Annotated in this window: 17 protein-coding genes and 1 pseudogene; 6 read left to right on the top strand and 12 right to left on the bottom strand. The window is 50.3% G+C overall.

Going from position 1 to position 21,534, the window contains the following annotated elements:
- Positions 1–26 precede the first annotated feature (26 nt).
- The 8 genes and pseudogenes from BMW93_RS21815 to BMW93_RS21780 form a co-directional block, all read right to left on the bottom strand.
- Positions 27–1,151, bottom strand: a complete 1,125-nt coding sequence (locus BMW93_RS21815; RefSeq protein WP_090381282.1) for a hypothetical protein — start codon at positions 1,149–1,151, stop codon at positions 27–29.
- 10 nt (positions 1,152–1,161) lie between these two features.
- A complete protein-coding gene (locus BMW93_RS21810; protein WP_090381280.1) occupies positions 1,162–2,085 on the bottom strand; it encodes a glycosyltransferase family 2 protein in 924 nt (307 codons plus the stop codon).
- Between the two features lie 76 nt (positions 2,086–2,161).
- Positions 2,162–2,320 (bottom strand): annotated as a pseudogene (locus BMW93_RS36310) (DapH/DapD/GlmU-related protein); the annotation flags it as partial.
- A gap of 336 nt (positions 2,321–2,656) precedes the next feature.
- A complete protein-coding gene (locus BMW93_RS21800) occupies positions 2,657–3,604 on the bottom strand; it encodes a hypothetical protein (RefSeq protein ID WP_090381275.1) in 948 nt (315 codons plus the stop codon).
- Positions 3,605–3,615: 11 nt separating this feature from the next.
- A complete protein-coding gene (locus BMW93_RS21795; protein ID WP_090381273.1) occupies positions 3,616–4,437 on the bottom strand; it encodes a hypothetical protein in 822 nt (273 codons plus the stop codon).
- A gap of 18 nt (positions 4,438–4,455) precedes the next feature.
- Positions 4,456–5,760, bottom strand: a complete 1,305-nt coding sequence (locus BMW93_RS21790; RefSeq protein WP_090381272.1) for a lipopolysaccharide biosynthesis protein — start codon at positions 5,758–5,760, stop codon at positions 4,456–4,458.
- Positions 5,761–5,927: 167 nt separating this feature from the next.
- Positions 5,928–8,297, bottom strand: a complete 2,370-nt coding sequence (locus BMW93_RS21785) for a tyrosine-protein kinase (protein WP_090381268.1) — start codon at positions 8,295–8,297, stop codon at positions 5,928–5,930.
- 42 nt (positions 8,298–8,339) lie between these two features.
- The gene (locus tag BMW93_RS21780; protein WP_090381266.1) at positions 8,340–9,152 is read right to left on the bottom strand and encodes a polysaccharide biosynthesis/export family protein; all 813 of its coding nucleotides are present in this window, start codon (positions 9,150–9,152) and stop codon (positions 8,340–8,342) included.
- Between the two features lie 756 nt (positions 9,153–9,908).
- Between BMW93_RS21780 and BMW93_RS21775 the strand changes: the two genes are divergently transcribed.
- The 3 genes from BMW93_RS21775 (at position 9,909) to BMW93_RS21765 (ending at position 13,903) form a co-directional block, all read left to right on the top strand.
- Positions 9,909–11,912: a hypothetical protein gene (locus tag BMW93_RS21775; RefSeq protein WP_090381263.1), complete on the top strand. Its 2,004-nt coding sequence runs from the start codon at positions 9,909–9,911 to the stop codon at positions 11,910–11,912.
- A 2-nt stretch (positions 11,913–11,914) separates the two neighbouring features.
- Positions 11,915–13,495, top strand: a complete 1,581-nt coding sequence (locus BMW93_RS21770; protein WP_090381258.1) for a hypothetical protein — start codon at positions 11,915–11,917, stop codon at positions 13,493–13,495.
- A gap of 174 nt (positions 13,496–13,669) precedes the next feature.
- Positions 13,670–13,903 carry a hypothetical protein gene (locus tag BMW93_RS21765; protein WP_090381255.1) on the top strand — a complete coding sequence of 78 codons (234 nt, stop codon included), beginning with the start codon at positions 13,670–13,672 and terminating at the stop codon, positions 13,901–13,903.
- A gap of 37 nt (positions 13,904–13,940) precedes the next feature.
- Here BMW93_RS21765 and BMW93_RS21760 read toward each other — a convergent pair whose 3' ends face one another.
- Entirely contained in the window at positions 13,941–14,582 is a 642-nt protein-coding gene (locus tag BMW93_RS21760; protein WP_090381253.1) for a DNA alkylation repair protein, read from the bottom strand.
- Between the two features lie 177 nt (positions 14,583–14,759).
- Here BMW93_RS21760 and BMW93_RS21755 point away from each other — a divergent pair, with 177 nt between their 5' ends.
- Entirely contained in the window at positions 14,760–16,499 is a 1,740-nt protein-coding gene (locus BMW93_RS21755; protein ID WP_143061701.1) for a serine hydrolase, read from the top strand.
- Positions 16,500–16,558: 59 nt separating this feature from the next.
- Here the strand turns inward: BMW93_RS21755 and BMW93_RS21750 are convergent, their stop codons facing one another.
- From BMW93_RS21750 to BMW93_RS21740, 3 genes are all read right to left on the bottom strand, one after another.
- Positions 16,559–18,076: a YgcG family protein gene (locus BMW93_RS21750; RefSeq protein ID WP_143061700.1), complete on the bottom strand. Its 1,518-nt coding sequence runs from the start codon at positions 18,074–18,076 to the stop codon at positions 16,559–16,561.
- A 223-nt stretch (positions 18,077–18,299) separates the two neighbouring features.
- On the bottom strand, positions 18,300–19,064 hold the full coding sequence (locus tag BMW93_RS21745; RefSeq protein WP_229240669.1) for a DUF72 domain-containing protein: 765 nt from the start codon (positions 19,062–19,064) through the stop codon (positions 18,300–18,302).
- A 79-nt stretch (positions 19,065–19,143) separates the two neighbouring features.
- Entirely contained in the window at positions 19,144–19,335 is a 192-nt protein-coding gene (locus BMW93_RS21740) for a hypothetical protein (protein ID WP_090381247.1), read from the bottom strand.
- Between the two features lie 183 nt (positions 19,336–19,518).
- Between BMW93_RS21740 and BMW93_RS21735 the strand changes: the two genes are divergently transcribed.
- Together BMW93_RS21735 and BMW93_RS21730 are read left to right on the top strand one after the other, a co-directional pair.
- Complete coding sequence (locus BMW93_RS21735) at positions 19,519–20,232, top strand: DUF3891 family protein (protein WP_177194165.1); 714 nt, start codon at positions 19,519–19,521, stop codon at positions 20,230–20,232.
- A gap of 106 nt (positions 20,233–20,338) precedes the next feature.
- A complete protein-coding gene (locus tag BMW93_RS21730; RefSeq protein WP_090381240.1) occupies positions 20,339–21,496 on the top strand; it encodes an alcohol dehydrogenase catalytic domain-containing protein in 1,158 nt (385 codons plus the stop codon).
- The last annotated feature ends 38 nt before the right edge of the window (positions 21,497–21,534 follow it).

The following is a 21,534-nucleotide window of genomic DNA, read 5'->3' as shown; positions in this document are numbered from 1 at the left end:
ATTGAAGATGCTTTAAATACACAGTTTCAGGCCCTGGGTGCCTTGCTATGCAACAGGCTGGCAAAGAGGTGCGCCACGAAGTCCGCATTCCAGGCCTGGAAATCTCTTTTATCCAGAAAGTGATTGTAGGTCGCTATTTCGCTTTCATATTCAGGAATGCAGTTTGAGACCGAATCCAGTACTTCCAGCTTATGGAGTTTCAGGGCGGCATACACACCGCTCTTTCCATAATGCTCCACCGGTGTGCCGGACACGGCCTTGTCGAGCATTTGCATGACCGTCGATATTTCGTTTTCGGGTAATTCACCCAGGTTTGCGAAAGTTACCTGCCAGGCAAAATGTCTTTTCAGTCGCTCGTATTCTTTCAGGTCGCCGATGCGGCCGAATGCGATAAATGCCAGTTTTTTACCCTCCGCCAGGGAGATCAGGTATTGCTTGCCTATGGTCTGTTCGAGCCCGCAGCCGGGGTAAAGGCTGCCGAACAACCCGATGACGGTATAATGGCTGCGGTTATAGCTGTCGATACCGAGTGTGCGGTAAATCAGGTCCTCATAAGCCGGGTCCGGTGCTGTCAGGGAGATATTGCTGAAAAGCGGCAGGATATCGGTTTGGATATGCCGGGTATCCAGTACCAGCTGGTATAACCGGTTGCTGGTGGTCATGATCGCCGGGTTCAGCCCGCTGATCAACGCCCGCACGATCCTTGCCTGGAAAAATCCATAGAACTTGTGTGCCAGCGGCGACATACGGGTAATGCCGACCCATATTTCATGAAACATAATGTGCGTGGGAAGGCCACAAGCTATCTTTTTGAGTGATTTTCCCAATCCAAACGGCAGCCCTTTCCGGTGGAATCCGTAAGGCACATATTGGATGCTCACCCAGTCGGGTGCGGCTGAATGGACATACGCGGCCGCTGCCAGGATTTTTTTGCGCCACGAAAGCCGGTCGGAGAGCCGCATGACCGATATGCCGAACCCCTGATCGTGCTGGGTCCTCTTTTCCGAGTCGGACAGCAGATGCCGGTCATGAAGCGCGATGATGGTCGCTTCGTGGCCTGCCCGCATGAGCTCGGCCGATAGCCGCCGCGTGTAGTCGCCGACGCCGTCGCAACCAGCTTCCAGGGATGAGCAAATGAATAGTATTTTCATAACAGGTTGCCTAAAGAATTTTTTTGATAGCCCAGTGCGGCAAGGCCAGTATGAATGTCTGTATCAGCTTGATATGCAGTTTGCGCCTCGGATAATAGCGGCTGGTGATCAGCCGGAATGCCTGTTTTCTGTCGCCTTTTCGCAGGCAGATATTGATTCCGGGGACGATTTTGGTTGACACGAAATCATATTTCAACTGCTGGTATTGTGCAGGAACGTCAATGCGGATCACATTCCTGAGCAATTTGTCGATGGTAAGGCCGCTGGATGTGGCTGCGAGCGGGTGAACCCTGTACGATGCCAGCTTGCCCGAATGATAGGCAAATACGCCTCCACCGACCGCGATTTTAAGAAATACTTCAAACTCGGGTGTATTCAGGGATGTATCGAACGGGTGGTCGACCAGCAAATCCCGCCTGATGAGCGCGGCCGACATGGGGACGCTGTTGCGGAGTACCACCGCGATAGCGTCCGGCAGCGGCCCGTCGCCGAGGTTATTTCGGTGATAAAGAGCGTTGGTTTCTTCCGTGTAGTCGTCCAGTACTTCGCCTTTTCCATCGATAAAATGTTGGTTACAGAATGCGACGTCGGCCAGGAAACGTTCCGCCTTTTCGGCCATGATGCGCACAAAGTCGGGCGCCAGCAGATCGTCGTCGCCTATGATAATGATGTATTTGCCGCTGGCCATTTCTACGCATTCGTTCCAGTTGCCTGCCAGCCCCAGGTTTTGGGTGTTGAGGTTAAATTTGAAAAAAGGAAGCTCTAATGCCCGGTCGGAGCACCATTCTAATATTTTGCGATCGGGCCCATCCTTTTTCGGGTCCTGCGATACACATATTTCAATGTCCCGGAATGACTGATCCAGGCAGCTTTGCACCGCTTGTTTCAGGTAATCGAGCCGTGAATAGGTAGGTATGCAAATGGAGACTAGCATGGGCGTGCGTTTTAGTCATGAACTAATGAAACAGTCTCTTGTAATTATTGGAATAGGTATAGGCCGCATGGCAAATGCGCTGCCCGATCTTCCTGGCCGGAACACCCCCGACCACGTCGAAGGGCTCAACGGCCCGGGTCACCACCGCACCCGCCGCCACCACCGCGCCGTCGCCGACTGTAACGCCCGGCAATATCATGGCCCTGGTGCCGATCCAGACCAGGTTGCCGATCACCACCGGTCTGTTCCTGCCGCTGAAATCATAAGAATCCATATCGTGGTCGGCGGTGAGAATGCATACCTCGTTGGAGATCGAGACATTTTCACCGATGAACACACTGCCGCGGTTGTCGATGCGGCAATGCGCGTTGATCACCGAATTGCGTGCGATCGTCAGGTTTCCCGGAGCGTCGAAAGTGCAGCCCATAAAGATCTGACTGCCTTCGGCTATCCCGAAATTCATCACATTCCGGTAATACCAGAGCCTGATCCGGTTGCCGGGAACATGCTTGATCCAGTTGTTGCACAGGTATATTCTGAGTTCGGATAAAAGTCGTTTCATAGCTTCGGATCAGTATTTTTTATAAAACCTTCCCAGGAAACTGGCTATTTTGAGCGCTATCTGTTTCCTCGTCAAGTACAGGCCGGTATAGAGCCGAATGGTCTGATTGGCATAATTCCAGTATGCACGATCGGAAAGCGAGGGCGGGCTGCCTTTCAGAAAGCTGAACAGGTAATTCTTTTTCCAGGGTTTGGGATTGCCGGTGGCGTGCGACATGACTTTGCCGCCGTGGATAAAATCCATTGCCTCCGGTCCGTATTCGCTGAGCGGAACGCGGCTGCACATGGCGGCGATATTCAATGCATCCTGGTCTTTGGCGAAGAAGAGGTTGGTCCGGTCGAGATCGAAAGTGAAATCGTTGAGGTCCATGTGAAACTCGTTAACCGATATCTCCACAAACTTCTTGTACAGATAGGCAAATTCCATGTTTTCCCCGCTGATCCCCCAAAAGCCGGCATTGATGTACGACTGGATGTGATTGGTTACTTCGAGGTTATTGCGGCTGATCAGTTCGCGCCACATCGTTCTGACCGGGTGCGTCGCCGGCATGTCATTATTGGTGATTTCGTGTACCAGCGGCACGCCAAGGGTAAGCCATTCTTCGTAAAAGGACCATCGGCATTTGACGACGATATCGGGATCGAAATAGTAAATTCCCCGGATTTTTCCTTCCAGCCGGGTCATCAGTTCAATCACGAAATCGGGTTTGTAGTTGGTCAGATGGAATTTTGTAATCACGGGCAGGAAATGGACCTGAAGATCGTTTGCCGCCTGGTAAGTAGTGCAGTTTTCCCATCCGAACAGCGGCTCGCGGCGCACACCCGCCCAGGAAGGAAGTTCTCCCTTGTACCCGGCATATATGTGCCCCCGGAACCCGTTCCGGTACAGCGAGTTGACCAGCGCCGCCACTCCGTAATGGTAATGGCCTTCGAAGAGGGTGCAAACAGCGGAAGTCATTCTTTTTCAAGTTACGTGAGCAATGTCCTTACTTCTTGCATCAGGTAGCCGGTGTATCTGGCCGCGCTTTCCTCGGTCAGGTGTATCCCGTCTATCGTTTGGTACTCGTTTTGCTGCCCGCCGGTAATCCAGTGGTAGGGCTCGCGTGCAAAAATTTCATTCAGCCTTTGTCTCTGCCATTCAAAAAGCCTCGAATGCCGGAGGGATTCATGTACCGGCATTTCAAAGAATGCGATCCGGCAGCCTCGCGAACGCATGGTATTCAGGTTGGTTTTAAATTTTTCAAGATGGTCTTCCAGACGGGCCAGGTCCGGCGGTTGGTTGTAAATCCGGATAAACCTTTCCAGTTCGTCGCCGTCCGCCAGCCGCGCCGGGGTTGTTTTCTTTGTTTTTTTCAGGTATCCCAAAGCGTTTCGGAGTAAGGCGACGGGGCGGTTCTTTTTTCGAAAAGCGGGTACAAAACGTTTGATTTTCCGCCAGGGACCGGTAAAGAGTTTTACGATCAGATTCTTGTCGGTTTCTTTAAAAATGTAGTTGGCTTCGATAAAAATCCAGTCCGGTTTTTTTTGGGATAAAACAATGATTTCTACTCCTGTGGTACTTCCAAAATAGGGGAAACACAGGTTGAAAAACCCTTGTGACAAGCCGCTTTCGAGCTGGCCCAGCAGACCGGAGCCTACCAAAACCGCTTCATGCTTCCGACTACCGTAAACAAATTCCTCACACCGCTCAACAGGGTCGTGACGCCTGTATGCGACGGGCGGGAATGCACAAAGACAGAGGTTGTAAAGTGCAAACAAACTCAGGGATGCTGCCAAAGAAATGATTACCATAGCTGTTAATTACAATGCCTAACCGGTTTTTGCTGCGGGTATCCCGGCGATCCTGACCGCACAGAATGCCGCATTGACGGCTAGCTGCGTACAAGCGACCACCATGTTGAAAATCAATACGCCTCTGAGCGACGACACATCAATGAAAGCAATCCCTGCCACTACGCTCAGCAGGTTTACACCAATCGAATAGAACGGTTGAATGGTCCATCCGCGGCTGGAATACATCCCATAGAGCGCACCGCTGATCAAAGCAACCGAACTGCCTGCCATGTTTAGCACCAGTGCCGTTTCCAGGTTAGCATATTCCCGCCCGAGCATCGACAGGATTATCGGCGAGAACAGCCAGGCTATGACGACGATCAGGGCCGAAAGCAACGAGAGTCCTGTGATGATCCGTAAATACGTCAACATCAATGCATTACGATTGGCGGGCAGCCTCGCAAACCGCGGGATGACCATCATCGAAAACAGGATGCTGAAAAAATTCAGAACCGTCGAAATCCGGCCCAGCGCTCCGATCTGGGCCACTGCGAACGCGGTTCCTGAAACAGATACCAGCCAAATGACGATCTGGCCGGAATAGGCGTAGTACAACGTAAGCGGAATGATCCGCCTGACCATTTTGACCATCTTTTCGTGCACGACCGGGTCTGAAACCTGGTTGAAATCGGCGAGTCGTTCTGCATGTTGCCTGAGTTTGACATTTCCGTAAATTCTTGGAATCCCGTTGGCGAGCAGTGAAATGAATGTCCATGGGAATGCAAGCAGCGATAATGCACTTAATAAGAACCTTCCGACACCGACCATAAGCTGGTTTATCTGAAGGAACCGCAAATCCTGATGCAGCCTTCCCGGAATTTCGAGAATGGAGTCTGACAAGCTCGCCATGAAAGCCGGCAGGAGCGTCGCTGTGATCAGTAACGCCGCCGGCCAGCCGGCTCCCTGGTGTATCAGGAGGAACAGCAATACCGGTAACGAGAAACCCATACTGATGATGGCAAATTTACGCCTCAGCGCGAGCCCCGTTACAAGTACCTTACCCAGTTTCCTGCTATCCTGCCACACAGGCCCCCCCTGTGACATGATCGCATTGTTGATCCCACTGTCGGCCAACAGGGTTACCGTTCCCAAAACTGTATTTGCGATGGTGTAATAGGCATACTCTTTCATGGGTAGCAGCCGGATGATCAGGATTCCGGTGATCAACCCCATTGCCTGAACAGCCGCCTGGGTTCCCCCGGTGATTGCGATCATTTTTCCCAATCTCGCCGCTCTGCTGTAAACCGTGTCGGCCCGTATTGGCTCCGAGCTTTTTTTCATTGCCTGATTCGCGGTTTATGCCAGCCGTACAAATCTCCCTTCATCGTCAACCAGCCCTGGTCAATGCATTTCCAACGATTTACACCGTCACACATTTTCAGGGGCGGGATCACCGCCTTGCGGACTTTACTCTTGACGCTACCCCCCGGTCGCGCAGCACATCGGAATCATAACATTCCTGCCAATCTCTTTAATGTGTTGTTAAATGCCGATAGCCTTCCCTGACTGTCTTCGGTGTGGTATCCGTAGGCGTTTCCGCCATAACCGTATACGTAGCCATAGCCAAATGCATAATTTACGCCGTTGTAGACCAAATTCAGATTCGCGAAACGCTTGTTGGCCTGCAATTCCCTGATGTGTTTCAAATGGTCGCGAAGGGTATAGTTAAACCGCACTACATACAATGTGGCATCGACATATTCCGAGATCAGCGCGGCGTCCGTCACAAGCCCGTAAGGTGGCGAGTCTATCAGGACATAGTCATATTTTTTTCGAAGGTCGGCGAGCAGTTCCGGCAGCCGGCCATTGCTCAGTAGTTCGGAAGGGTTAGGTGGTAAAGGCCCGCAGGACATCACGTCGAACATGGGGTGCACGCCGCTGGGCTGAATGAGCTCGTCCAGGTTTTTCTGCCCGATCATATAGTTGGAAATTCCCTTCTTGTTGGAAATATCCAGGCGGTTGTGCAGCGAAGGTTTCCGCAGATCCATACCGAGGAGAATCACCCGCTTGTCGGCAGAGGCAAGACTCACAGCCAGGTTAATACTGATAAAACTTTTGCCTTCATTACTGATGGAAGAGGTAAGCATAATGGTGTGGCAATTGCCGTTACCGATGTATTGCAGGTTGGTACGAAGTGCCCGGAACTGTTCCGCGACCGCGCTCCGGCTGGTGACTTTGATAATGGCCTCCGAATCGGCCCGCCCCTTTGTTCCCTTCATCATCCCGATCTCGGCCAGTATCGCAGCGTGGGTAATGCCTTCCACTTCTTCGCGGTTTTGAACGGTGCTGTTGAGCATGAAAATAAGGTTGATCAGCAGTATAGGAAGCACCATCCCGGCAAGCCCGCAGCCCAGCCAGATGACGGAACGCCGTGGCTTTATCGGGAAGTACGACGAAACGGGCGCGTCGATCAGCCTGCTGTCGGTTACCGTTGAAGCATAGGCGAGGGCGGTTTCTTCCCTTTTTTGCAGCAGGTAGAGATACAGGTTCTCCTTAATCGTCTGTTGTCTTTTAATGCCCACATATTCTCTTTCCTTTTTCGGAATGCTGCTCAGCCCGGACGAAAACCGGGTATTAATGCCTTCCAGGTTTTCTTTGGTAGCGTCCATTCCCCGACGGAGGTTATGGACATTCTCCCTGATCGCCTGACGGGTCTGCTCCATCTGGGTCGTGATGGTCGCGAGCAGCGGATTCTCTGCCTGGGTCGTCCTGGCGTATCTTTCCCGTTGCAGGTCGAGCTCGTTGAACTTGTTGAGCAATGAAACCAGGATGGGGTCATCGACCATGTACGTGGCAGGAGCGGGGATACCTCCGGTCGAATTCCGGATGTATTGGTCGACGCTTTCCAGTACCTTGATTTGCGTATTGATCTCGTTCAGTTTGCTATCGTTTTCCTTTATATTTTCAAGAAAAAGCTGTGATTCGGCGCTGATATCGGTCAGCCCTTTTGATTTTTTATAGGACTCCACATCCTTTTCGACCTCGCCCAGTTCTCCGGTAATCAGGCCGAGGCGGCTTTCGATAAATTTGAGTGTATTGGAGGCCTCACTGTTCTTGTCATTCAGTGACGATTGTACATATACGTCGAGCAGTTTGTTCAGCACATCCTTCGCCCGGAGGACGGAAGTGTCTTCAAAGGTCAGTTCCAGCAAGGTGCTTTGCGGATAGAGCAAACCTACGTTTAGCCTGCCCAGCAAACTCGATGTCAATGCCTGCTGATCATGAAAATGAATTTCGATATCCTTGTAAGCGGCCCCCTCGCTCTTCTCGACAGCGAACAGTCCCCATTCGGTCCTTACCTGGGTTCCATAACGGTATCTTGTATTGTTATTCCCGACCCGGAAATGCCCGGGGCCGGCGACGTGAACGGTCAGCGGGTGGGCGAGGGCGTATTCGGTAATGATCGCTGGTTTGACCGTCAGCGGGTTTTTATGATAAAGATCAATGATCCGCAGGCCATCCTTAACCTGATAGGAGATGTCCAGGTTCAGCTGTTTGACAACCATTCCCATGAGCAACTGTGATTTCAGAATTCCTATCTCGTTTTCCAGTACTTTGTTCCCACCGAATTGCGCCATTTCTTTCATAATGGGTTCGCTGGCGCCCATTTCGGCCTTGTTATCCTTGATCAGGAGCGTTGTTTTGGAAAGGAAAACGGCCTGTGTAGTCATCAGGTAGAAATATGCCCCTGCGAGGGAAAGCGGGATCAGCAACAGGAAGAGATACCAGTATTGCAGATACCGGCGCAGGTAGCCTTTCAGGTCGAATTTGCCCTGTGTTACATAACCGGAGGAATGGGTAGAGTTTTTATAATCCATATTTGTGTGATTTATAATGTGCGGTTAAGTCACGGAAAAGGGCTAAATGAATCTGAACAATATGATGGAAAGTGCTGTTACAACTCCCAGTACGATCGGTACCACCTGAAAACCACGGTTGTTTGCATTCATTTTGGCTTTCGTAGGTTCGATGTAAACCAGGTCATTTTTATGCATGTAATAGTAGGGTGAATTAAAAATGTCGCGGGACGTAAGGTTGATGCGCACGTATTCGCGCTGCCCGTTTTCTTCGCGGACAATCAGCACATTCTCGCGTCGGCCGTAAATGGTAAGGTCGCCAGCAAGGCTGAGCACCTCGGGCAATGTGATCTTTTCATGCGGAATGTTGTAAACCGCCGGCCGGTTCACCTCGCCCAGCACCGAAACCTTAAAATTCAGATTATGTATCGTTACGGACGGTTCCTTCAGGTAGCGGTTCAGGCGTGTGCGCAATGTATCTGCCGCCGCTTCGGTTTCCAGCCCTTCGACGGATACCTTGCCGATAAGAGGCAGCTCGATGCAGCCGTCGTTATGTACCAGATAGCCGAAAGGTTGTAATGATGGTGCTCCGGAGCTGCCGTAACTCATGCTGGTAGAAGTGCGTGTATTGGCAGCATTGAATATCTCGTTAGCCTCGGCACTCAAGCTACCGACGATCACGGACAGCATGTCATTTTTCTGTATGGTAGGGATATAGGTCTGCGTAACCCGACCAGCCGAATAACTAAGGGTGTCTCCTTGGAAATATACAATTTTATTGGATGATACGCAGGAATAGTGAGTACTTAGTATCGCTAACCCTGTAACACGAATAAAAGGCAATAACTTATTCAAGCTTGTAAAAGTTGAGTTCATGAAGGCAGGAATGAGGAGTTTCGATACTGAAATATTGTGGAAGGTAAAGGATAGTTTAACAAAATAAAAATATTTGTTAACTAAAAAAGACGAAATATATTTTTGATATTTTTCGATAATGCAATAAATTATATTGTTGCATTAAATTCTGTTGGGTAGTGATTTAATTAATTCTACATAGAGAGTAGCGATTTATGATCTGTGAATTGATTTTCTCCACAAATAACTTCATAGCAAAACTAAACTTTTAGGTTGTCGGATGGGGTAATACTTTATTCTATGATTTGTACAATATATGTGCTTTGTCTAGGCAATCGCCCGTACTGGTAACTGAGGCTGGGTTTGGCCACCATCGGGAGTGAGGAGCAGGCAGCCTCTGTTTTTCTAATTTTTTGGATATTAGCGAGATAGCTTTGGGAAGGCGACAGATGTCCGCAAAAAGAGGGACCAATTTGCAGGTTGGACGAATGCGAAGTAGTATGGCAAAAAATAGTTATCGAACGGCGGCAGGATAAGGACAATTTACACATCAGCATTGAACTGCAATTCTTCCGACACCGACCAGGCAACACTCACAGATTCGGCGCTGAGTGGTTTTGCCCGCCAGTAGGCATCGATCTGCGAATGCTTATAGTTGTCTTCCTATTTAGTTATCGGTCAGGTGTTTACCTCCGGTTTTTTGTAGCTTTCTTTTCCGCAAAATGAGGGGTCTTGCTTCGGAAGGCATTACTATCATCTAAAACGCCAGCGACCTCAATGAAACTTCTCAGCCCGCCACCTGCATTTAGAAGGCTCAGGATCTTTACTTTCGACCCCAGTCTTTCCAGCTATCTGGAAACGGCCGGCATTAACGAGATCACCATACCGGTCGTTTGGGAGAAAAACCTTCGCCCGGGACCTATCGGTGAGTATCTTGAGGTGATCGACTATGATCCCGCCAGTAATACAGGGTACTTTCCCGTCGACCTGAACGATCCCAACCTCCTCGCACTGGACGGGGTGGCGCCCTCTGAATCGAACCCTCAGTTTCACCAGCAAATGGTGTATGCGGTGGCGATGACTACGATCAACCAATTCGAACGCGCACTGGGCAGGGTCGCCTTCTGGACGGACAAGGTCACCGTTGAATCGGGTGAGATGAAAGATTATTTTGTAAGAAGGCTGCGGCTTTACCCGCATGCGATCCGTGACAGGAATGCCTATTACAGCCCTTCGAAAAAGGCCATTCTGTTCGGCTATTTTCCCGTTACGTTTCAGGATAAACATAATACGCCGGGCACGGTTGTATTTACTTGCCTGTCGCACGATATTATTGCCCACGAGGTCACACACGCGCTGCTGGACGGTGTGCATCCTCGTTTCAACGAGCCCACCAATCCGGACGTACTGGCGTTTCATGAGGCATTTTCGGATATTGTCGCCCTTTTTCAGCATTTTTCCTACCCATCCGTGCTGGAACATCAGATCAGCCGGACGCGGGGCGATCTCGAATCCGAGAGCCTGCTGGGCCAGCTTGCCCAGCAATTCGGCAAAGCGACAGGACGTGGCGCTGCATTACGTGATGCGCTGGGCGGCATAAACGAGAGTACCGGCGAGTGGGAAATGCGCAAGCCCGACCCGCACGTATTGTCCGGCATTTTCGAGCCGCACGACCGCGGAGCTATCCTGGTAGCAGCTATATTCCGCGCTTTTCTCGTTATTTACCGGGCTCGCACTTCCGATCTTTTCAGAATAGCGGCCGGTAATAATGCATCGGCATTCCAGGGTGAACTGCATCCTGACCTGACGAAGCGGCTCGCTGCGGAGGCATCCAAATGTGCCGATCGCGTACTCCAGATGTGCATCAGGGGCATCGATTATTGCCCGCCTGTCGACATTACTTTCGGGAACTATCTGCGGGCGGTGATAACCGCCGATCTCGACTTTGCACCGGCTGACGAGGGAAGTTACAGGGTTGCCTTCATTCAAAGTTTCAGAGAATGGGGCATTTATCCGGGGGGAATCAGAAGCCTGGGCGTAGAGTCGCTCGCATGGCCCAGTGGCGAGGAGAAAATGCACGACCTTCTTGCAAAATATAACCGGCTACATGAGGAAGGAAAATATAAAGGATATTTGAAAGACAATCTGTTATCCCACACCAATAACTGGGGACTTGAAAGTGACCGGCTGGCTGTATGGGAGTCATTAAGCCTATTGCGGGCGAAATTGTGGACGTGGCTAATGCGCGGCGACCATTTCGGGCAAGGCTACGCGGAATTGTTTGGTCTGATCACAGACAATCAGGCCTTTCTCGCTCCGCCGACCGTGTACAGGACAAAATCGCCGGATGGCAGTATCGAACCGGCCGTTGAAATACATTCAGCCCGGCCCACTCTCCGGCGTACTTTGCGGGGAGCGTTGCAAACCGACCTGGTGATTGAAATAACGCAACGGAGAAGAGGGTATTTCGATCCTGAGGAGCAGAAAAGAATGGATGAGCCCGGCGTTGTTTTTCAATCAGACCAGCATGGTGACTTCATTTACCGCTCGGGCTGCACCATTATGATAGATACCACGTCGCAAGAGGTCCGGAGAATTATCCGCACGGCGGGTACTATATCGGATGATGATGAGTTGGAACGTGTCCGTAAATTCCTCTGCGGGGATTCGGGAAGTTCGGGAAATGCTTTCGATGCAGGAATAGCATTAAGCATGAGGTCGGGCTTTTCCTCTGATTTCGAAGAACCATTCGCATTACTACACATGCATCAATCCAATTGACGATGGAAAATCTCTTAATTCCTCCCAGCGGCAGTGTTACGGTGCGCATGTACCGGCAAGGCCACGGCGATTGTTTTCTGCTGGCATTTGACCAGGAAAATTCGGATCGGCCGTTCTATGTGGTAATCGACTGCGGGTATAAGCCCGGTTCGCAGAATTTCATTCACAAGGATGAATCGGGGGCATTTGCGAATGGTCCTTCCATCCGGGAGATCGTCGACCATATCGCCCTGTCCACCGATAGTCATCTTGATCTTTTCATCGTAACGCACGAGCACCAGGACCATTTGAACGGAATCTGGAAGGAAACGAATCCTTTTTTCGAGAATTTTACCATTGATAAGGCGTGGTTTGCCTGGACCGAAGACCCGTCGGACGAACTTGCCAACAAACTCAGAAAAAAGCATCGTGACCAGCTGTTGGGGCTTGTCGGCGCACGGAATAAATTGTCATTAACCTTTGGCGCCGATCATTCCGCAGTGGAACGGCTGGACGAGCTGTTAAGCCTGGAAATAGGGGGACATGAAGAAAAGTTCGCAGCCGGAATACTGGGTGCCGCCGCCGACCCTGCCCAATCGGACAACAAGCAGAGCATGAAACTCGTGAAGGACAAGGCCCTGGCAAACAACGGCGTAGAATTCCTCCGCCCCGGCGACCTGGAAAAAATAGGGTCCGCTGCCGATCCTGTGAAAGTATACGTACTCGGGCCGCCCCAGAGCGAAACGCTGCTCGCCGACGAAGACCCGGTAGGCAATGAATCATTTCCCAATAACCTCGCCCGCCAGCAGAGCGGATCGTTCATGGCGGCGGTCAATGCCGATCCTATTGATGTCGGCTCGCCATTCGACAGTCGATTTCAATGCAGTTTCAGCGATGAGGTCCAGTACATAGAAAACGGAAATATTAAAATAGAATCGTTTCTGCAAACCTACTATGGCGACATTGACGCTTCCCCAAAACCAGCGGATAGTAAGAATAAAGAAGTAGAGCAGAATGCGGAATGGAGAAGGATCGACAATGATTGGCTGCTTTCTTCGGAAAACCTGGCCATCAAGCTGAACACCGGGATCAATAATACCAGTCTGGTGCTCGCTTTCGAGTTACCGAAATCAAAAAAAGTGCTGTTTTTTGCCGGGGATGCCCAGCGCGGGAACTGGATTTCCTGGGCCGATATGAAATGGGGGACGGGCCAGGAGGAAACAACCACAAAGGACATTCTATCGCGAGCCGTTCTGTACAAAGCTGGCCATCACGGCAGTCATAATGCGACACTCTCCGGGCAGGTGAAGGACAAGTATGCGAACCTGTCCTGGATGGGACAGGGGAAATATGCGCGGGAATTCACCGCGATGATTACCGCCGTAAATACCTGGGCGATAACCAAAAACCGGCCGCCGTGGCGCCATCCGCTTCCAGCTATCAAAAAGGCACTGGAAGAAAAATGTTCGGGGAGGGTATTTCAGACCGACGTGCCGGTCCCCGCGAAGCCCAACAATGTTTCCGATACCGAATGGCAGGCATTCGTGCAAAGAATGAAGGTTGACCGGCTGTATTTCGACTATACGATCGCGGACGCCGAATAGCCCATTGATTCATTTTCATGATCGTCTCATTATATCTCATCGCAACTATGCCCACACATTTGCGCGCGAACAGCATGGGACGGAAACTCCCCGCTGGCAGGAAACATTCGCACCAGATGATTACTTTCGCGTCCTTATATCAGGCCGCTTAATATTTCGGGTTAGTTTTGCTGTATGAATGAAACGATTTTGCTCCCTGTGGATTATCTGGGGGAGGTTCTGGAAGTACCATTGACAATTGTGCCGCTGGGCTACACCTATCAATTACATATGCAGGTTGAGGGGAAAACCCTGATCTTTGAAAAGGACGATCAGGGAGAATACCGTGTTATAAATACCGCTCGGGATACAGACGGTGTCAGTAAGGACTTTGTCGCTGCAATCGTTGCTACCTTGCAGGCGCTTTAATTTCGAGCGGCGATGTGAGCCGCGTCTGGCAATTCACTTATATATTTCGTTTGCCACTTTCAATGGCAATGAACTCTGGCAAATAATTGGGTGTACAGCCTTTTGAAACCTTTTCGCCTTTAAAAAGGCCTGTTTTCTCGCCCAGCGCGACACAGCGGTCACGATACTGTTTTTCAAAAATACCAATCCATCCGGCAGTGAAGTTCATCGCCCATTGCACTTCCGGTTCTTCCCGGGCTATGTTGGCCTCAATTCTGGCCAGCAATTCCGCAGTGTTAGCAGCAGGTTTCTGTCCCATCCATCTTAAACGTCCCTGATAGTACCAGAATACCCTTCTTAAAAGAGCAGACGGGTTATTTTCCCACCCTTCTACCAGGGCAATGGTTTTTTTGTCTTTGAGAAGTTGATTGGCCATTAACCAGTCGATAAGTTGATTGCGCTCATTAAGCTGATGGGTCTTCATATCTTCACCGAGCCGATCGATCAGCTCCTGTGATAGTTGCTTATTGTCCATGATCAGAATGGCCAGTTGTCTGGGTAAGAACCTGCCGGTTGCCCATAGCTGCATAGCCAGCTCGTGATCCTTTTTAATACCTTTGGCAATGTTACGCAGGTCGCCCAGTTTAGTCTGCGGCGTAATCTGGGCCAGGATACTTTCAGCTTTCGAAGTGACTTTCATGACGATGTTTTGTTTCTATCGGGAAAAATAAAAAATCCCGGGTTAATATTCACCTGATTTCAGATTCCAAACCATTTACATTTCATTAACCTTCTTTTACAGGTCATTAACAGACGAATAGGATAGAAACTTTTAGATTTGGTCGAAATCCTTGAAAACATCCTTATCAAATCATCCATGAAAAACCAGCGCCTCTTTCTGATTCTTTCCTACCTATTAGTTGCATTTCACGTCCAGGCGGATGATCTGGACGATTTCATCCGGAGCCAAATGCAGAAGCGGCGTATTCCCGGGTTGTCCCTGGCTATCATTCAGGACGGAAAAATCCTGAAAGCGCAGTCATATGGATTTATTGATAAGGATGGAAAGGTGCCTGTCACGACGAACACCTTGTTTCAGGCAGGCTCGGTGAGCAAATCGGTTGCGGCTATGGGCGCTCTGTATCTTGTTGAAACTAATAAACTTTCTCTGGATGAGAATGTTAACGTGAAACTCAAAAGCTGGAAAGTTCCTGATAATGAATTTACCAATGATAAAAAGGTTACACTGCGCGGGATACTCAGCCACACGACCGGTCTTACCGTGCACGGATTCCCGGGATACGCTGTGGGCGCGAAGATTCCTTCTGTCGTTCAGGTTCTGGATGGGACAGCCCCGGCCAATACGCCACCGGTTCGCGTGGACTTTGTTCCGGGCTCCCGTTGGAGGTACTCGGGCGGCGGTTATACCGTCATGCAACAACTGATGGTGGACGTGACTGGCGCTGCTTTTCCGGAATTCATGAAAAGTCATGTGCTTTCGCCGCTGGGTATGAAAAATAGTACTTACCAACAACCTTTACCTCCGGAACTGGCAAAACTGACGGCAACCGGTCACTACAACAACCGAAGTTTAGTGGAAGGCCGCTGGCACATTTATCCTGAGATGGCAGCAGCGGGATTGTGGACTACGCCGTCCGATCTGGCACGGTTCGCGATCAGTATTCAGAATGCTTACGCTGGAAAATCAGGCAATGTATTATCCCAGTCCATGACCCGCCAAATGTTGACAGATCAGAAAAACAGGGATGGATTGGGTGTTTTTTTGCAGGGCGACAGTACTACGCTCCGCTTCGGTCACAATGGGCGCGACGAGGGTTTTGATGCGTTACTGACCGCTAGTGTGGACAAAGGGCAAGGCATTGTGATCATGATCAATGCGAATGATAACTCGCATATGATGGGCAGGATTGTTGATTTTATCGCTGACTATTACCACTGGGAGGGATTTCCTGTAAAAACTAAACCGGCCGCGGTAGCTGTGAATTCCAAAACTTTAAAGGCTTTCGAAGGTCGATATGAATTATTTAATAATCGAATTGTCACTTTTGAGGCTGTGGATCAGCGGCTCTTTACTTTGGAAGATGGTTTCGTTGATGAAGAATTTGTGCCGGTCGCCGATAATACGTTTACATCGACCGACCGTAATGTTTCTGTGATCTTCACTGCCGACGCCAATGGAAATGTGACCGGCTTCACACTTAAAGACAAAGGCCAGGGCTATGAGCGAAAAGTACCACGTATCGGGCCACTTGCCGATGCCCATCAAACCAATGCAGATCCTGATCCGTCGCGCACACCCAAAATCATGGCGGCTTTGCAGGCTATGGTAAAAGGGGGTAAAACATTGGAAGAAGCATCAGGCCTCACTTCGGGGGCCAAACGCGATTTTGCGGGAGGAATGCGGGAGCCGGAAACTTTGAAATCATTAACTTTTATCCATTCGGAAAACGTCGCAGGCCGGGGAATTCAACGTTATGACAGCGAGGTAAGCGAAATAGTGACCTACCAATTGAAATCCAATCAACCGGACACCTATATAATCGTCCATCTGACCTCCGACGGCCTGGTTACGGATTGCGATCTCGTTGAAAAATAGTTATTTGAAGCCAATAATGCGGCTTTGAACCTGGCGCGTGCGGCCAGCACGGTGATCAGCTACCAGCTGCTGCCCGCGCCACCACCGCCAGACGATCCACCTCCCCAACTGCTGCTTGACGAGCTGCCCGACGACCCGCTCGATGAACTGCTGCCGGACGACGAATAGGTTTGGGAGGAATTGGTGTTTGATGGACTGGTCACGACAATGACCGGAATGCTGTAACCTGTTTCGCGGTGGTGACCGCAGGCCTTACAGGTGTAGTCTTTCGTGCCGCTCCCTTCCTCATCTTTCGTTGCTTGCTTCACAATGCGGGTTCCAGTAAAGTGCATGGCTTTTGAATTACACCTGTCGCAGCGTTCGTACTTCGTCATGGACACGTTTTCATACCCCACTATCTGCATAATATGTTGGCTTTCATTCCGCCACACATCATAGTCTACGGTTTTCAGCCCCTGTTCTACCTTCTGATAGTCAGAGAGAAATGCTTCCCGCTCCTTATTTTCTATTTTGGTTAGTGCAAAGCCGTCTGATGTTTGGCGGGGATGATTCCGCATTTGATGGAGTACCTGGTTATCGAGGATTTTCTGCCAGATAAAAGGTATTGGAAAAACTACCATGTTCAGCCAGTTGTTCAGGCCGGACGCTTTCTGAAAGGAGTACCGTTCAGGTTCGGTAGCGTTCGAAAAGAGCTTCTCAAATGCATTTTTTCTTCTCCTGCGACCATCCCAGGCAACCGCACCGGCGTAGACATACATGATCGTTAATATTTGCCAGCCCTGCAACGACAATGGCCCACGCAATTCGATCACTATCCAGCCAAGAATTAACGGCATTACCATACGCAGCGTCAGCGCCCGGACCCATCGCCCTTTCGCTTGCGACACAGCCTTTTCGATCTGATCAGCAACCGGGTTTCTTTTTCTCGCTAAAAACGCAATTCCCCTGAACGCAAACAGGCAGGGAACGAACAGCAGGAAAACGACAAATACGCCAGAATCTTCGAGCGGCTTGCCGGGATCATATTTTGAGTTGTCGTATACCTCCGCTTTGGCCTCTGGTTCACTGATCAACCGTGCGATCTCTCTGGCTCCTTCGATGACCGCACCGTCGAAATTGCCGGCCTTGGCCTGTGGGACCATTTTTTCAACCTGTATCCTTTTGCAAACAGCGTCAGGTAGAATGCCTTCCAGGCCATAACCCGTTTCCATCTCTATCCGGTGCTGATCATTGACGAGCAACACGAGAAGTCCATTGTTTTTCTGCCGGTAGCCCAGTCCCCATTTTTTGAATAATGCTGTGGCAAAATCCTTGGGAACCGCCTCACCGATCGAATTGACACATACGACGGCCACTTGTGCCGTAGTGGAATCTTCCAAAGTCCTGAGTATCGAGTTGATCTGCGTGACTGCGTCGGCACTCAGGATTTGGTCAGGGTTGCTGACGTAATCCGGGCTGCTGCTTGTCTTAGGATTGGGAATTGTTTCAATCGAGTAGGTCTGTGCATAGCCGTGAACTCCCGACAGCAAAAACAGAAACAACAAACAGATCCGGGTCAGTGTAGTAGTTTGATTCATGCAGACATTTTTTTGCCGCGGCGGGCGGGCATATTGTTGATATTGTGTGATTTCCGGATCAAAACTGGCATAAAAAGTCAAACTTGTTTTGGAAGTTTGATAAACGGGGAGAATCGAATGAAAGCTGGTCGAATTGGGTTTGTATGGAGTGAAGATAAACAATTCTGAGGAGGTAGAGTGCGCCAACAACGCGTCGTAAGTGGCGGATGGATTAAAGCCGGCATCAATCCAGATTAAAATCGCTGTTCAGAAATTTTCCCAAAGTTTGAAGATTGTGCAAGGCTTCCCCCATCGTATTGTTAAAATAAACATATACGGTCTTGCCTGTACTCAACCATTGGCTGATATAACCCGCATATTCATAAAGAAGCCCCTCATCGTAGCTTCCTTTGTAATTGCCGCCAGGGCCGTGAAAGCGCAGGTATATTACATTTGCGGCAAGTTCCGGTTGCGAAGAAGGGCTACTGGCCTTGTCGTGATAAACCATCGCAAATTTGAATTTGTCCAGAAGGGCATACGTGCCCTCTTCATACCAGGAGGTATTCCTGAACTCGACTGCTACCGGCCATTTGCCGCCCGTTTCTTCTTGTAGTATCGAAAACAGCAGGGATACGCGCTCAAACGATGGTCGTTTCACGGAAGGGGGAAATTGCACCAGAATGCATCCGATTCTGGGCTGAGCAGCATTAATCACCCTCACAAACGCGGCCACATCTTCGGCCGCGAAATTTAGCCCGGTACTATGCGTGATCTGTTTCCAAAGTTTAAAAGTAAACCGGAAGTCATCGTTCACCGACTCGCGCCATTGCGCGATGGTAGCAGCCCTGGGGAGCTTGTAAAATATGGAATTGACCTCGATCGAATTAAAGATGCTGCCATACACCTGCAACCGGCTTTGTCCTTCAAATTCAGGCGGGTAGGCCGCGCTGTTCTTGTAGGGTAACACCAGTCCGCTGGTGCCCATGTAGAGGTTTTGTTGATATTTCATCGGGAAACAAAAAGCTTACTGCATTCGGGAATTTGAAGGACCGGTGGGCAATCTGAGCCAATCGGGGAAGTCAGACGGTTCACGATGGCAGGCCCGAGAGCGTATCCCTGATCTGTTGCTCGGTACCTTCGACGAAATGCTTTTCACCATTCCGCAAAATGACGAGGCTAAACCGCATGTCGGCATCCGGGACAATTTCTTCGATTTCATCACCGGAAAGCTGTACGTCCAGCGAATCATCGTCTTTTAGTTTAAATTTTGCTTTTGACATCTTATCTATCGGGTCCATTTGAAATTCCAGTGTTGTACAATTCTCATGCCGATAGCTGTCGTCGCATGGCTTAATCCTTTTGCTGGCATGCTTTCTTTACTTTCAAAGAACGCGGGCGCTTTGAATGGTAATCGGTCCCGAACCTGTGTCGGGCGTTTCTGCGCAATAAAAACAGCAAATTGTATGATCGTCAATTATACTCAACAGGGATGGTCCATCATTCTCCAACGCTCGCACGGCCTGCTCGCTGCGCAAATCTGTGCGCATTGGCGCAAAACGGATCAGCCCGCGCGTTGGGTTGAAACCTTGATCGCTACCGCAGAGCACGACGACGGGCGCGATGAGCTGGCGTTTCCGGAATTAAATGCAGCCACTGGCGGACCCAGGAATTTCAAAATGAAAGAGTTTGAACGTGGGCAATGCGACCGTTTGCTTGAAATGGCTTTTGCAAAAGGCCGGTTTGTGGGTCTTTTGACAGCCCGGCATATCCGGTTTTTGTATTCGAACGAGGCAGCCGCAAAAAGCTATTGCAGAAGCCTGAAAAGAAAAGAACTTATGTGGTGCAAGCAGGCCCAGACCACCGACAAGGAAATAGCTGCCAGTTACGAGCTTCTGGAATTTTGTGATGCGTTTTCGCTGATCATTTGCCAGGGGCTAATGCAGCCGGAAGGTCGGACGATGGAAATCAGTTCGGGGCCGGGCGGGACAAAATATCAGTTGAGCATGTCGGATGAACAGACTCTTAAAGTAACGCCCTGGCCATTTGAGGTAAAGTCTTTTCAGGTCAGTTACGAAAGCCGGTGTGTCGCGCAATTGTCTTTCAAAAATGTCGGCGAGTTCAAAGAGAAATTGCTAAATGCTGACGTGAAGCTGCATAAACTTCATATCGCTTCGTGAACGGTCAAGGCTTTGGCGACAGTTGCACCTGTTCCTCAGTGTTTATGTGAGAATTGGGCGGGTACGATAATTTTCAGGATGGGCGCTTTCACTAAACATCAGCAATATGAAAGCCCTGGTTTTTCATGGTAAAAAGGAGGTAAGTGTCGATGACGTGGCGGACCCGCGCATCGAGAACCCGCGGGATACGATCCTGCGCGTTACATCCACCGCTATTTGCGGGTCGGACCTGCATATTTATAACGGACTTTTCCCGCAGCCGCGCGATCTGGTATTGGGGCATGAATTTATGGGGATCGTCGAAGAAGTGGGGGCGGGGGTCAGCAACCTGAGAAAAGGAGATAGGGTAGTGGTCCCGTTTCCGATCGCCTGCGGGCACTGCCATTTTTGTAATATGGACCTGCAAACGCATTGCGAGAATTCGAACCCGGAGCATTACGGCCCGGAAGGCGGTCTGCTGAAAGGAAAGGGCGGCGGTCTTTTTGGGTACACCGACCTTTACGGCGGGTACAGCGGAGGCCAGGCTGAATATGTGAGGGTACCCTATTCGGACGTTGGCCCACGGGTCGTGCCCGACAGCCTCAGCGACGAACAAGTGCTATTTCTGACCGATATTTTCCCCACCGGCTGGGCTGCGATCGACTGGGCCAACCTGAAAGGAGGAGAAGTAGTGGTAGTGTTTGGCTGCGGACCGGTAGGGATCATGGCCATGAAAGCGGCCTGGATCCGGGGTGCAAGTCGGGTAATCGGCGTAGATATTCTTCCCTACCGGCTCGAAATGGCCAAGAAGGCGGCCAATGTCGAGATCATTAACTCTTCCAAAACCGATGCGGTTGAGCAGATACGTCAGATGACAGGTGGCTATGGTGCGGACGTATGTGTGGATGCGGTGGGGATGGAAGCCGATCGCAGCTTCGTGGAAAAGGCAATGGGGGTTGTCCGTGCCGAGGTGGGTACGATGAAAACGCTCCGCTACTGCCTGGACGCCGTCCGAAGAGGAGGCGTGGTAAGTGTTGTCGGCGTATATGGAACCCCGTTTGATAATTTTCCTTTGCACCAATGGTTCGACAAGGGGATTCAGATGAAAGGCGGACAGGCAACCGTACATAAATATATCGACCATTTGATTTCGCTGATAACGGACGAAAAAGTGGTACTTCATGACATCATCACGCATCAGGTGCCTCTCGCGGACGCCGGCAAGATGTATGAAATCTTCAATAACAAGGAAGATAATTGCGTGAAAGTGGTGCTAAAACCGTGAAAGTAAGGCCTTCTGACGCCTGATTATGCCAGACAAAT

The sequence above is a fragment of the Dyadobacter sp. SG02 genome, assembly GCF_900109045.1.
Taxonomy (GTDB): Bacteria; Bacteroidota; Bacteroidia; order Cytophagales; family Spirosomataceae; genus Dyadobacter.
Note: the sequence above shows the minus strand (reverse complement) of the source record. Positions and strands in the feature narration are given on the sequence as shown.

Bases quoted from the DNA above. Each gene is read 5' to 3' on its own strand.
- BMW93_RS21815 (WP_090381282.1), bottom strand. From the start codon at position 1,151: ATGAAAATACTATTCATTTGCTCATCCCTGGAAGCTGGTTGCGACGGC.
- BMW93_RS21740 (WP_090381247.1), bottom strand. From the start codon at position 19,335: ATGTCAAAAGCAAAATTTAAACTAAAAGACGATGATTCGCTGGACGTA.
- BMW93_RS21735 (WP_177194165.1), top strand. From the start codon at position 19,519: ATGATCGTCAATTATACTCAACAGGGATGGTCCATCATTCTCCAACGC.
- BMW93_RS21730 (WP_090381240.1), top strand. From the start codon at position 20,339: ATGAAAGCCCTGGTTTTTCATGGTAAAAAGGAGGTAAGTGTCGATGAC.
- BMW93_RS21790 (WP_090381272.1), bottom strand. From the start codon at position 5,760: ATGAAAAAAAGCTCGGAGCCAATACGGGCCGACACGGTTTACAGCAGA.
- BMW93_RS21745 (WP_229240669.1), bottom strand. From the start codon at position 19,064: ATGAAATATCAACAAAACCTCTACATGGGCACCAGCGGACTGGTGTTA.
- BMW93_RS21760 (WP_090381253.1), bottom strand. From the start codon at position 14,582: ATGAAAGTCACTTCGAAAGCTGAAAGTATCCTGGCCCAGATTACGCCG.
- BMW93_RS21770 (WP_090381258.1), top strand. From the start codon at position 11,915: ATGGAAAATCTCTTAATTCCTCCCAGCGGCAGTGTTACGGTGCGCATG.
- BMW93_RS21750 (WP_143061700.1), bottom strand. From the start codon at position 18,076: ATGAATCAAACTACTACACTGACCCGGATCTGTTTGTTGTTTCTGTTT.
- BMW93_RS21785 (WP_090381268.1), bottom strand. From the start codon at position 8,297: ATGGATTATAAAAACTCTACCCATTCCTCCGGTTATGTAACACAGGGC.
- BMW93_RS21755 (WP_143061701.1), top strand. From the start codon at position 14,760: ATGAAAAACCAGCGCCTCTTTCTGATTCTTTCCTACCTATTAGTTGCA.
- BMW93_RS21780 (WP_090381266.1), bottom strand. From the start codon at position 9,152: ATGAACTCAACTTTTACAAGCTTGAATAAGTTATTGCCTTTTATTCGT.
- BMW93_RS21775 (WP_090381263.1), top strand. From the start codon at position 9,909: ATGAAACTTCTCAGCCCGCCACCTGCATTTAGAAGGCTCAGGATCTTT.
- BMW93_RS21810 (WP_090381280.1), bottom strand. From the start codon at position 2,085: ATGCTAGTCTCCATTTGCATACCTACCTATTCACGGCTCGATTACCTG.
- BMW93_RS21765 (WP_090381255.1), top strand. From the start codon at position 13,670: ATGAATGAAACGATTTTGCTCCCTGTGGATTATCTGGGGGAGGTTCTG.
- BMW93_RS21795 (WP_090381273.1), bottom strand. From the start codon at position 4,437: ATGGTAATCATTTCTTTGGCAGCATCCCTGAGTTTGTTTGCACTTTAC.
- BMW93_RS21800 (WP_090381275.1), bottom strand. From the start codon at position 3,604: ATGACTTCCGCTGTTTGCACCCTCTTCGAAGGCCATTACCATTACGGA.